8 protein-coding genes are annotated in these 11,974 nt (G+C 66.1%); 4 read left to right on the top strand and 4 right to left on the bottom strand.

The window, feature by feature from the left end:
• The first annotated feature begins 43 nt into the window (after positions 1-43).
• The 3 genes from acuI to C7H85_RS11305 all read left to right on the top strand — a co-directional run bounded on the left by acuI (position 44) and on the right by C7H85_RS11305 (position 4,101).
• Positions 44-1,018, top strand: a complete 975-nt coding sequence (acuI, locus tag C7H85_RS11315) for an acrylyl-CoA reductase (NADPH) (protein ID WP_106729807.1) — start codon at positions 44-46, stop codon at positions 1,016-1,018.
• A gap of 110 nt (positions 1,019-1,128) precedes the next feature.
• Positions 1,129-2,130 (top strand): CobW family GTP-binding protein, encoded by a 1,002-nt coding sequence (locus C7H85_RS11310; RefSeq protein WP_106729806.1) that lies wholly within the window; start codon positions 1,129-1,131, stop codon positions 2,128-2,130.
• A 57-nt stretch (positions 2,131-2,187) separates the two neighbouring features.
• Positions 2,188-4,101: a methyl-accepting chemotaxis protein gene (locus tag C7H85_RS11305; RefSeq protein ID WP_106729805.1), complete on the top strand. Its 1,914-nt coding sequence runs from the start codon at positions 2,188-2,190 to the stop codon at positions 4,099-4,101.
• Between the two features lie 14 nt (positions 4,102-4,115).
• On the opposite strand, the gene C7H85_RS11300 is transcribed toward C7H85_RS11305, so the two are convergent.
• The 4 genes from C7H85_RS11300 to prlC form a co-directional block, all read right to left on the bottom strand.
• Entirely contained in the window at positions 4,116-4,991 is an 876-nt protein-coding gene (locus C7H85_RS11300) for an MBL fold metallo-hydrolase (protein WP_106729804.1), read from the bottom strand.
• A 113-nt stretch (positions 4,992-5,104) separates the two neighbouring features.
• A complete protein-coding gene (locus C7H85_RS11295) occupies positions 5,105-5,863 on the bottom strand; it encodes a class I SAM-dependent methyltransferase (RefSeq protein ID WP_106729803.1) in 759 nt (252 codons plus the stop codon).
• A complete protein-coding gene (locus C7H85_RS11290; protein WP_106729802.1) occupies positions 5,826-8,231 on the bottom strand; it encodes a putative bifunctional diguanylate cyclase/phosphodiesterase in 2,406 nt (801 codons plus the stop codon). Before C7H85_RS11290 ends, C7H85_RS11295 begins: the two co-directional genes overlap by 38 nt.
• A 117-nt stretch (positions 8,232-8,348) precedes the next feature.
• The gene (gene prlC / locus C7H85_RS11285) at positions 8,349-10,391 is read right to left on the bottom strand and encodes an oligopeptidase A (protein WP_106729801.1); all 2,043 of its coding nucleotides are present in this window, start codon (positions 10,389-10,391) and stop codon (positions 8,349-8,351) included.
• 220 nt (positions 10,392-10,611) lie between these two features.
• On the opposite strand from prlC, the gene gorA reads away from it, so the two are divergent.
• Positions 10,612-11,964 carry a glutathione-disulfide reductase gene (gene gorA / locus C7H85_RS11280; RefSeq protein WP_106729800.1) on the top strand — a complete coding sequence of 451 codons (1,353 nt, stop codon included), beginning with the start codon at positions 10,612-10,614 and terminating at the stop codon, positions 11,962-11,964.
• Positions 11,965-11,974: the final 10 nt, after the last annotated feature.

Genomic DNA, 11,974 nt, shown 5'->3' with positions numbered 1-11,974 from the left:
CTCCTTACACTGGGTCATAGGAAACAGTGCCCAGGAGAGAACCATGTTTAATGCCTTACTATTAGAAGAATCCGGCAAAAACACCCAAGCCTGCCTGCAACGGCTCAACGAGCACCAGCTCACTACCGGCGACGTGCTGGTGAAGGTCGACTACTCCACCCTCAATTACAAGGATGCCCTGGCCATCACCGGCAAGGGCAAGATAGTGCGCCAGTGGCCCATGGTGCCCGGCATCGACTACGCCGGCACCGTGCTGGCCTCGGATCACCCGGACTACCGCATCGGCGACGAGGTGCTGCTCACCGGCTGGGGCGTGGGCGAACAGTACTGGGGCGGCCTGGCGGAGAAGGCCAGCGCCAGGGGCGACTGGCTGATCCCCCTGCCGCCGGGCATGAGCGCCAAGCGGGCCATGGCCATCGGCACCGCCGGTTTCACCGCCATGCTGGCCCTGATGGCGCTGGAGCACGCCGGGGTGAAACCGGAGCAGGGCCCGGTGCTGGTTACCGGCGCCACCGGCGGCGTGGGCTCGGTGGCGGTGCGGCTGCTGGCCGGCGCCGGCTTCGAGGTTCATGCCGCCACCGGCCGGCCCGAGCACGGTGACTGGCTGAAGTCCCTGGGCGCCGCCGCCATCGTCTCCCGTGCCGAGCTGGAAGCCGAGCCGGCGCCGCTGGAATCCCAGCGCTGGGCCGGCGCCGTGGACAGCGTGGGCGGCCGCACCCTGGCCAAGATCCTGAGCCAGACCAAAATGGACGGTGCCGTGGCCGCCTGCGGCCTGGCCGGCGGCGTGGGCCTGCACACCACGGTCATGCCCTTTATCCTGCGCGGCGTGCAGCTGCTCGGCATCAACTCGGTCTATATGCCGAAGGCCAAGCGCATCGGCGCCTGGCAACGGCTGCAGGAAAGCCTGCCGCTGGACTTCGAAGACCAGGCCCAGGTGCTGACCCTGGAGCAGAGCATAGAAGCGGCCCGGGATCTGCTGGCCGGCAAGCTCAGGGGGCGGGTGGTGATCCAGCCCTGAGGCATGTGCACGCCATTGATATGGTCATGCCTGCGCGGGCATGACCATCCCGTACTCGTCCTTGCCAAAATATGTTATAAGATAACAAAATCATTTTCCCGGACCGATTTATGAGCACTCCCGTCACCACCCACCTCGTCATGGGCTTTCTCGGCAGCGGCAAGACCACCCTGCTGCGCCACCTGCTGGCCCACAAGCCGGAACAGGAGCGCTGGGCCATCCTGGTCAACGAGTTCGGCGAGGTGGGCATCGACGGCGCCCTGCTCTCGGATCAGGGCGCCACCATCAAGGAAGTGCCCGGCGGCTGCCTGTGCTGCGTGTCCGGCCTACCGTTCCAGATCGGGCTCAACGCCCTGTTGCACAAGGCCAGGCCCGACCGCCTGCTGATCGAGCCCAGCGGCCTGGGCCATCCCGGGCGCATCCTCGACACCCTCACCGCCGAGCACTACCGGGAGACACTGCGATTGGGCTCCGCCTTCTGCCTGGTGGACCCGCGCCAGTGGGCCGATCCGCGCTACCGCGAGCACGATACCTTCCAGGATCAGCTGGCCCTGGCGGACGTCGTCGTCGCCAACAAGACCGATCTGTGCAACGAGGCCGCGCTCGAGGCCCTGCGCCGGGGCATGGACGGCTACCGGCCGCCCAAGCAGGCACTGGTGGAAGTCAGCCAGGGGCGGCTGGATCCCGCCTGGCTGCGGGGCAGCCACGACCCGGAGCGCCGGGTCGCCCATCCCCAGGCCCACGCCGGCAACGCCGCCCGGCCGCTGGTCGCCAACCAGGGCCCCCGGCTCAGCCGCGGCCAGCCCTGGCGCCGTTACAGCAACCACGGCGAGGATCACTTTTCCATCGGCTGGCGTTTCCTCGACGAGGTGGAGTTCAGCCTGGCGGAGGTGCAGGCGTTCTGCCAGGCGCTGGACGTCACCCGGCTGAAGGCGGTGCTGCGGGTCGAGGACGGCTGGCGCGCCTTCAACAAGGTCGACGGCCGGCTCAGCGTCTATCGCATCGCCCCCCAGCAGGAAGGCCGGCTGGAGCTGATCCATCACCGCCCGCTGCCCGCCCACCCGCTGCATGAACAACTGATGAAATCGGTAACGTCGCTGCCGTCGTCATAAAACTGTCACCAAATTGTCTTAGTCTCCCGGGCACAAGGATGCGTTGGGGTCTGATTGATGAAAGTGTCACTGTTTTCGTTGTTGTCGTCGTTGTTGCTGATCCTACTGGCCCTGGTACTGGCCGGCGCCTTCTACCTGGGGGATCTGCGCCTGCAACAAGGAGAGCAGACCCGGGCCGGGCTGGAGCAGCTGCGCCGGGACGCCAATATCTCCCTCTACCGCACCATTTCCGCCTATCTGGCCAGGGGCGACACCAGCCTGATGACCGAGGCCGAGCACCAGTTGCAAGCCATGGAGAGCGCCCTCGGCCAATACCCTGGCGCCGAGCCGGCACGGCAGGCGGTGGCGAACCTCCATCAGCAGCTGACCCACGACTTCCGCGAGGCGGGCAAGCTGTCCGGCAACAGCCAGCACCTGTTGCAACACGCCGAGCAGGAGCTGGCCGACCAGCTCAGGGCCCTGGCCCGCTACGCCGACAGCCCCCACAGCCTGGCGCCCCGCTACCAGGCGATCACCGCCGAAATGCTGGCTTCCCTGCCGCGCCTTATCCACCTGCGCCAAGGCTATATCGACAGCGGCAATCCGCAGCTGAAGGAATCCCTCGACTTCCAGCTCGACGCGCTGAACCAGCTGGCCGGGCGGCTCCAGGCCCTGCCGCTGCTGGGCATCTACCAGGAGCAGGAAGTGGACGAGTTCGCCCTGCGCAAGCCCAAGCCGGTGGAGGCCGGCGACGCCCCCAAACGGGAAGTGCTGAGCCTGCTCAACCGCTACCCCAAGGAGCTGGCCAACACCCAGGACACCCTGGCCCTGCGCGGCCAGGCCTCGACGGCGCTGAACGCCAGCCTGACCGAGATAGAACACCAGCTGGATCAGCTGGTGGCACGGCAGGAAGCCAGCCGGCTGCAGGAATACCGGCAGCTGGCCCTGCTGCTGCTGGCCCTGTGCGCCGCCCTGCTGCTGTTCGCCCTGCTCAGCTACCTGTTCCAGCGCATCCTGGTGGTCAACCGCCTGCGCCTGCTGCGCAACGCTTTCCGCCAGCTGCTGCAGGACGGCCAGCTGGCCACCCTGCCGGTGACCCATCCCAACAGCGAACTGGGCCAGATCGCCACCAGCTTCAACGGCCTGATCGATCGCCTGCAGCAACAGCAGCACAGCCGGGCCGAACAGCTGCAGCACGTCTCGGGAGCCCTGGAGCAGATGATCGAGGAGGTGCTGGATATCCAGCGCCATACCCACACCACCGACCAGACCATGGGCGGCAGCGTCCATATGGTCAACGAACTCAACCACCTGGCCCAGCAGATGCGCCAGGCCACCGACGACATCGCACTCACCGCCCGCGACAACCTGCAGGCCATGAGCGTCAGCCGGGAAAAGGTCGAACAGCTGGTGCTCACCGCCGAGCAAAGCCAGCAGGCCGCCGTGACCGGCCAGCAGGCCCTGGCCAGCCTGGCCAGTTCGGTCGGCGACGCCTCCGCCATCATCGGGGTGATCCAGCAGATCGCCGAGCAGACCAACCTGCTGGCGCTCAACGCCGCCATCGAGGCGGCCCGGGCCGGTGAGCACGGCCGGGGTTTCGCGGTGGTGGCCGACGAGGTGCGCAAGCTGTCCGGCAACACCCAGGGCTCGCTCACCGAAATCGGCGGCATCATGGAGCGGCTGCGCCTGGCCAGCGACGAGCTCGACCAGACCATCAGCAAGATGATGCAGGCCGCCGAAGCCCAGCACGATCAGGCGCAGACCCTGATGGAGGTGACCGAGCAGGTGCGCACCACCTCCCAGGCCACCACGGCGGTGGCGGAGCAGGGCGCCGGCCATGCCGACAGCCAGGCCGCCGAGCTGGGCCGCTTCATGGGGCTGATGGACGAGCTCAAGCTGCAGTCCACCCAGGTCTCGGAACGGGCCGGCCAGGTGGTGGCGCGCATCCGCAGCCAGGCCGGCACCATTACCGACATGCTGCAACAGGCCTGAGCCGCCGCGGGCGGCTACAGCTGGTCGATGGGGATCTTCAGGTACACCTTGCCCTGTTCGTCCGCCGGCGGCATCGACCCGGCGCGGATATTGACCTGGATGGCGGGAATGATCAGCCGCGGCAGCTCCAGGGTGGCGTCCCGCTCGCTGCGCATCTTCACGAACTCCGCCTCCCCGACGCCGCCGCGCAGGTGGATGTTGTAGCACTTCTGTTCGGCCACCGTGGTCAGGCAGCGGTGCTCGCGTCCGCCCTTGGGGTAGTCGTGGCACACGTAGAGGGCGGTCGACTCCGGCAGGGCCAGCAGCCGGTGGATGGAGCGATACAGCCGGGCGGCGCTGCCGCCGGGAAAGTCGCAGCGGGCGGTGCCCACGTCCGGCATGAACAGGGTATCGCCGACGAAAGCCGCCTGTTCGTTGATGATGTACGCCAGATCCGCCGGCGTATGGCCGGGAATGTGCATCACCCTGAATCCCAGCTCACCCGCCTCGAAACCGTCACCGTCACCGAACAGGTGGTCGAACTGGCTGCCGTCGGGCTGGAAGGCGTCTTCCAGATCAAAGACCTGTTTGAAAATACGCTGTACCTCGCGGATATGCTCGCCGATGCCGATCCTACCGCCCAGCCGCTCGCGGATGAAGGGCGCCGCCGACAGGTGGTCCGCATGGGCGTGGGTTTCCAGTATCCAGTGCAGGGTCAGCCCCTGCTCCCGGATAAAGTCCACCAGCTGTTGGACGGTATCGGTGCGGGTACGGCCCGACTTGTAGTCGAAATCCAGCACCGGATCGATCACCACGGCGGCGCCACCCGGCCGGTCGTAGACCACATAACTGAAGGTGCTGCTGTCACTGTCGAGAAATGCTTTGACAAGCGGGGGGGGCTGCTCGGCCATGGTGCCATCCTCCTGATACGGGACACCACATTAAATTAGTATACACTAATTTAGCGTGGTAGCCGTGACTGACTCCCTTAGGATAGTCGGCGGACGGCGGCCATGGCGCGGGACTAGAGCGCCGCCTTGATATACAGATCGAAGCGGTTGTTCTTGGTGGCGATACTGGTGGCCGGCCTGACCTCGTTCAGAAAACCCGCGTAGTCGGGCCGCTTCACCACCACCCGGGCCCGGGCCAGGTCCAGCGCCCGGGGCAGCAGGGCATCGGCGTCCTCATCCGGCCCCACCAGCGAGTGGAATACCCGCATCTCCTTCTTCACCAGTGCCGACTTCTTCTTGTGGGGGAACATGGGATCCAGGTAGACCACGTCCGGCTCCTCGCCGATGTCCGCCAAGGTCAGGCCGAAGGGCAGCAGCCGCAGCCGTTCGGCGACCCAGCCACCGATCTCCGGATCCAGGGCCGCCCGGCGCAGGCCGTCGGCGAGCAGGGCGTGTACCACCGGGTGGCGCTCGCACAGGGTCACCACACAACCCAGGGAAGCCAGCACGAAGGCGTCCCGCCCCAGGCCGGCGGTGCCGTCCACCACGCTCGGGTTGTGGCCGTGCTTGAGCCCCACCGCCCGGGCGATGCTCTGGCCCCGGCCGCCGCCGAACTTGCGCCGGTGCGCCACCGCTCCCGCCACGAAATCCACGTGGATGGCGCCGAGCCGGGGTTCGTCCAGCTTGCAGAGCTCCAGCCGGCCCGCGGTGAACACCAGGGCGAAAGGCGCCGGGGCCGTGACCCCGGCCATCTGGCGCCGCACCTGCGCCGCCTCCCCGGCCAGGCCGGGATCGTCAAGATCGATCCGAATCGGGTACCGAATGTCCGTCATAGGACTCCAAAAAAGGTAACAGTTCACGCATGGCCATGGGTTTGGCGATCAGGTAGCCCTGCAGGTAGTGACAGGGCTGGGCGGCAAGGTAGGCTGCCTGGGCGGCGGTTTCCATGCCCTCCACCACCACTTTCATCCCCAGATCGCCGATAATGCGCAATATGCCTTCCAGCAGCAGGCCATCGCGCCGGTTGCCGGGCAGGTGGTCGATAAAGCTCTTGTCGATTTTAACAAAATCGATGGGAAAGGCGCGCAGGTAATTCAGCGCCGAGTAGCCGGTGCCGAAGTCGTCGATGGCGATGCGGCAGCCGGCCTGGCGCAGGGCGTTGATCCGCTCCAGGTGCTGCTCGTTGCCCTGCATGAACAGGGACTCGGTGATCTCGAAGATGAGGTGCCGGGGCGACAGGCCGTGCTGCTGGATCACCGACAGCCATTCGCCGCCGTCCAGCCCCAGGCTCTGGAACTCCAGGCTGGAGCGGTTCACCGCCATCTCCAGCGCATAGCCCGCCTGGTGCAGCCGGCGCAGATCGGCGCAGGCCCGGTTCAGCACCCAGTCGCCCAGGGCCTGCACCATGCCGCATTCTTCCGCCACCGGCACGAACTCCGCCGGGGAGATGAAGCCCAGCCCGGGGTGCTGCCAGCGCACCAGCGCCTCCAGCTTGGTGACACCGCCGGTCGCGCTGTCCACGATGGGCTGGTAGTGCAGGCTGAGTCCGCCCTGCTTGACGGCTTCCACCAGTTCGTGCTGCAGCCGCAGCCGCCGGGTCTGGAAGCGGTTGAGCTGGCTGTCGTACAGGGCCAGCGGCTGTTTTTTCTGCTTGGCGCCGAACAGCGCCTGCTCGGTGTGCTGCAGCAGGCTTTCCGCGTCCTCTTCCTCGGCGCCGGGCCACAGGGCCCCGCCGAGGGTGGCATCCACATAGAGGTGCTGGCTGGCCAGATGCAGCGGCCGGTTGAGCGCCCCCAGCAGGTGCTTGCCGAAGATGCGCGCCTGGCGGTGCTGCACTATGCCCGGCACCAGCACCGCAAACTCGTCGCTGCCGATACGCGCCAGGAAATCCCCGCCGCGCAGCCGGCTCTGCAGGCGCAGGGCCACCTCCCGCAGCACCTGATCGCCCACCCGATGGTTCATGGCGTTGTTGAACAGCCGGAAATTGTTGAGATCCAGAATCATCAGCGCGAAGGGCTCGCCGCCCTGGCAGCACTGGATCAGCCGGCGGTGAAAGCTGGCCCGGTTGGCCAGCCCGGTCAGGCCGTCTTCCTCCGCCGGCAGGGCCGGCTGCGCCACCGGCTTGCTGTCGCTGATATCGCTGAACACCGCCAGATACTGACAGATCCGGCCCTGGCGCATCAGGGTGGTGATCTTGAGCAGCTCCGGGAAGACCTGACCGTTCTTGCGCCGGTTCCACACCTCGCCCTGCCAGCTGCCGTGATCGCGCAGCGACTCGTTCATCAGCTGATAGAAGGCCCTGGAGTGCATGCCCGACTTCAGCAGCGAGGGGAAGCGGCCGATCACCTCTTCCCGGGAATAGCCGGTGATCCGTTCGAAGGCCGGGTTGACCCCGGTGATCCGGCCGTCGGCATCGCATACCATCAGGCCCTCCGGGCGGAACAGCTCCAGGCTCTGGCTCAACCGCTGGGCCCATTCGTCCCGCCCCGATTGCTCCAGGTTTTCCAGCAGGGCCACGAGGTGATCGGGCCGGCCCTGGTCGTCGGCCACCAGGGTCATGTGCACCCGCCCCCACAGCGCGCGGCCGTCCTTGTGCAGGTAACGTTTCTCCAGCGTGGCCATGCCCTGCCCGGGCTCCTGGCACAACCGCCGATACAGGCGCAGGGTCTCGGGCCAGTCGGCGGCATGGGTGATCTCGCTGATCGGGCGCCCCTGCAGCACCTCGGGCCGGTAACCCAGCGCCCGCGTCACCGGCTCGTTGCACCAGAGGATGACGCCGGCGGGGCTGAGCTTGAACAACGGCAACGGCAGATGGTTGAGCAGGCCGAGCGAGGCGGTGGCGGCCATGGCCCTGTCCTGCTGGCTGAACATGGCCCGGAACAGGTTGAGCCAGGCCGTGGGGGGCTGCGGCTGGCCCTTGTGCTGCCAGACGAACAGCAAGGCATAGCCGGGGTAGCTGGGGGCGAGCGACAGAAAATAGCCGGCCGCCATGTGCAGCGCCCGGCAATGACGGCCGGGCAGCGGTCCCTGAGGCCGGTTCAGGCTGACCAGGCTGACATTGGACGACGCCGCGCCCGCAGCCAGCACCGGCTGCCAGCTGTCTCCCTGCGTGCGACACAACAAGGCGCCGTCTGCCACCTTCTGTTCAACCAGCTGATCCAGACACCACAGGTTGAACCATGAGGATACCTTGCTTTCCATCTTGTCGACTATTATCCCGGAACCCGTGCTTTATGGCTGGTGTATACCCCATCTCCCCCGCAGATGACCAGCCGGGGACAAGAAAAAGGTGGCCGAGGCCACCTTTTTATCCCCGATTCAGGCGGCGATGCCCGAGTGGCGCAACAGGGCGTCGATGTTCGGCTCCCGGCCGCGGAACTGCCTGAACAGCTCCATCGGCTCCTTGGAACCGCCCTGCTCCAGCACCGCGTGCAGGAAGTCGCGGCCCACCTTGGCCGAAAACACCCCCTCTTCCTCGAAGCGGGAGAAGGCGTCGCTGGACAGCACCTCGGCCCACTTATAGCTGTAGTAGCCCGCCGCGTAGCCGCCGGCGAAGATGTGGGAGAAGCTGTGCTGGAAGCGGTTGAACTCGGGCGGCGGCAGCACCGACACCGTGCTGCGCACCTGGTTCAGTATTTCCTGCACCCGCCCGGGCTGGGCGCCGTCCTTGGCCATGTGCAGGCGGAAGTCGAACAGGGCGAACTCCAGCTGGCGCAGCATCATCAGCGCCGAGTGGAAGTTGCGCGCCGCCAGCATCCGCTCCAGCATGTCCGCCGGCAGCGGTTCGCCGCTCTGGTAGTGGCCGGAGATAAAGGCCAGCGCCTCGGGCTGCCAGCACCAGTTTTCCAGGAACTGGCTGGGCAGCTCCACCGCGTCCCAGGCCACGCCGTTGATGCCGGCCACCCCGGCCACGTCCACCTTGGTCAGCATATGGTGGATGCCGTGGCCGAACTCGTGGAACAGGGTCAGCACCTCGTTGTGGGTGAACAGGGCAGGCTGATCGCCTACCGGACCGTTGAAGTTGCAGGTGAGGTAGGCCACCGGCTTCTGCAGGCTGCCGTCCTCCCGGTAGCGGCGGCCGATGCAGTCGTCCATCCAGGCGCCGCCGCGCTTGTTGGCGCGGGCGTACAGATCCAGGTAGAAGCTGCCGCGCAGCTCGCCGGTTTCGTCGTAGATGTCGAAGAAGCGCACGTCCGGGTGCCATACTTCCACCCCGAAGCGTTCCTTGACCTTGATGCCGAACAGCCGCTTCACGGTCTCGAACAGGCCGTGCACCACCCGGTGCTCGGGGAAGTAGGGGCGCAGCTCTTCGTCGGAAATGGTGTATTTGTGCTGTTTGAGCTTTTCGCCGTAGTAGCTGATGTCCCAGGCGTTGAGCCGCTCCACCCCGTGCTGTTCGCGGGCAAAAGCGGTGAGCTCGGCCAGCTCGGCCTCGCCCTGGGGACGGGAGCGGCTGGCCAGCTGGTCGAGGAAATCCAGCACCTGCTGCTCGCTTTGGGCCATCTTGGTGGCCAGGGACACCCGGGCATAGCTGTCGTAACCCAGCAGCTCGGCCAGCTCCTGCTTGAGCGCCAGGATTTCCTCGATCACCGTGCTGTTGTCGAATTCGCCGGCGTTGGGGCCCTGATCCGAGGCCCGGGTGCAATAGGCCCGGTACAGCTCCTCGCGCAGGGCGGCGTCGTCGGCGTACATCATTACCGGCAGGTAGGAGGGAATGTCGAGGGTGAATACCCAGCCGTCCAGCTCCCGGGCTTTGGCCTGGGCCTCGGCCGCCGCCAGGGCGGACTCGGGCAGGCCGGCCAGTTGTGCCTTGTCGGTGATGTGCCTGAACCAGGCCTGGGTGGCGTCCAGCACCCGGTTGGAGAAGGTGGATCCAAGCTCCGACAGCCGGGCCTGGATGGCCCCGAAGCGCTGCTTCTGCTCCGCCTCCAGGGCGATACCCGACAGCCGGAAGTCGCGCAGGGTGTTGTCCACCTCCTTCTGCTGGGCCAGGCTCAGCTTCTTGAAATCGTCCCGATCCGCCAGGCTCCGGTAGGCGTCGAACAGCCCCTCATGCTGGCCCATCCAGGTGTGGTACTCGGACAGCAGCGGCAGGCAGGACTCATAGGCCTGGCGCAGCGCCTCGCTGTTCATCACCCCGTTCAGGTGGCCGATGGGCGACCAGATACGGCTCAGGTGATCGTTCACTTCCTCCAGCGGAGCTACCAGATTATCCCAGGTGAACTCCTCGTGGCGCGCCAGCACCGTTTCCACCCGCTTCTTGCAATCCGCAATGGCATGCTCCACCGCCGGCTTGATGTGTTCCGGCTTGATCTGGCTGAACGGCGGCAGGCCGTCCATGGTAAGTAGCGGATTCGTCATATCCTGTACCTCTTTCTTGTTTTGGCCGTCGCCTTGCCCGCAGGCAACCGAGGGAATACCCCTAACATGGTGATAGCCGCGTCAATGTTCAAGCCTTTCGTGCATTTGTCTGCCGATCGACCGCGGAAACGGCGATTTGTTGACCGCCTGCTCGGGCAAAACTTGGTGTACAATCGGCCCATCGCTTTACTCGAACCCCACTCATCCACGGAGCAGACATATGGCACAACACTTCGACTATATCGCCATCGGTGGCGGCAGCGGCGGCATCGCCTCCGCCAACCGGGCCGCCATGTACGGCAAAAAAGTAGCGCTGATTGAAGCCAAGGATCTGGGCGGCACCTGCGTCAACGTGGGCTGCGTACCGAAGAAAGTGATGTGGCACGGTGCCCAGGTCGCCGAGGCAATCAAACTCTACGCCGCCGATTACGGCTTCGACGTGGATCTCAAGGGCCACGACTGGGCCCGGCTGGTGGCAAGCCGCCAGGCCTATATCGGCCGCATCCACCAGTCCTACGACCGGGTGCTGGGCAATAACAAGGTGACCGTGATCAAGGGCTTCGCCCGCTTCAAGGACGCCAACACCGTCGAGGTGAACGGCGAGCACTACAGCGCCGACCATATCCTGATCGCCACCGGCGGCGAGCCCATCGTTCCCCATATTCCCGGTGCCGAGCACGGCATCGACTCCAACGGCTTCTTCGAACTGACCGAGCAGCCCAGGCGGGTGGCGGTGGCCGGCGCCGGCTACATCGCGGTGGAGCTGGCCGGGGTGCTGAACGCGCTCGGCTCCGAGACCCATCTGCTGGTGCGCAAGCAGGCGCCGCTGCGCAGCTTCGACCCCCTGCTCACCGACACCCTGGTGGAGGTGATGGCCACCGAAGGCCCGCGACTGCACACCCATTCCGTGCCCAGGAGCGTGGAAAAACAGGCCGACGGCAGCCTGACCCTGCACCTGGAGAACGGCGAGTCGCTCACCGTGGACTGCCTGATCTGGGCCATCGGCCGCCGCCCGCTGACCCGGGGCCTGAACCTGGAGGCCGCCGGCGTGTCGGTGGACCAGCACGGTTACATCAAGGTGGACGAGTACCAGAACACCACGGCCCCGGGCGTGTACGCGGTGGGCGACAACATCGGCTACGTGGAGCTGACCCCGGTGGCGGTGAAGGCCGGACGCCAGCTGTCCGAGCGGCTGTTCAACAACAAGCCCGATGCCAGGATGGACTATGACCTGATCCCGACCGTGGTGTTCAGCCATCCGCCCATCGGCACCCTGGGGATGACCGAGCCCCAGGCCCGGGACCACTACGGCGACGACAACATCAAGGTATACACCTCTTCGTTCACCGCCATGTACACCGCCGTGACCCGGCACCGCCAGCCCTGCAAGATGAAGCTGGTGTGCGCCGGTGACAACGAAAAAATCGTCGGCATCCACGGTATCGGCTTCGGCATGGACGAAATCCTGCAAGGCTTCGCGGTGGCGGTGAAAATGGGTGCCACCAAGGCCGACTTCGACGCCTGCGTGGCCATCCACCCGACCGGCGCCGAAGAATTCGTCACCATGAGATAATCTATTGATA

It is taken from the genome of Zobellella endophytica (assembly GCF_003012775.1).
GTDB classification, from domain to species: Bacteria; Pseudomonadota; Gammaproteobacteria; order Enterobacterales; family Aeromonadaceae; genus Oceanimonas; species Oceanimonas endophytica.
This window is presented reverse-complemented; position numbering and strand designations above follow the sequence as displayed.

What these genes read in the sequence shown, in the direction of transcription:
- prlC (WP_106729801.1), bottom strand. Translation starts at nt 10,391, where the DNA reads ATGACGAATCCGCTACTTACCATGGACGGCCTGCCGCCGTTCAGCCAG.
- C7H85_RS11290 (WP_106729802.1), bottom strand. Translation starts at nt 8,231, where the DNA reads ATGGAAAGCAAGGTATCCTCATGGTTCAACCTGTGGTGTCTGGATCAG.
- C7H85_RS11305 (WP_106729805.1), top strand. Translation starts at nt 2,188, where the DNA reads ATGAAAGTGTCACTGTTTTCGTTGTTGTCGTCGTTGTTGCTGATCCTA.
- C7H85_RS11300 (WP_106729804.1), bottom strand. Translation starts at nt 4,991, where the DNA reads ATGGCCGAGCAGCCCCCCCCGCTTGTCAAAGCATTTCTCGACAGTGAC.
- C7H85_RS11295 (WP_106729803.1), bottom strand. Translation starts at nt 5,863, where the DNA reads ATGACGGACATTCGGTACCCGATTCGGATCGATCTTGACGATCCCGGC.
- gorA (WP_106729800.1), top strand. Translation starts at nt 10,612, where the DNA reads ATGGCACAACACTTCGACTATATCGCCATCGGTGGCGGCAGCGGCGGC.
- acuI (WP_106729807.1), top strand. Translation starts at nt 44, where the DNA reads ATGTTTAATGCCTTACTATTAGAAGAATCCGGCAAAAACACCCAAGCC.
- C7H85_RS11310 (WP_106729806.1), top strand. Translation starts at nt 1,129, where the DNA reads ATGAGCACTCCCGTCACCACCCACCTCGTCATGGGCTTTCTCGGCAGC.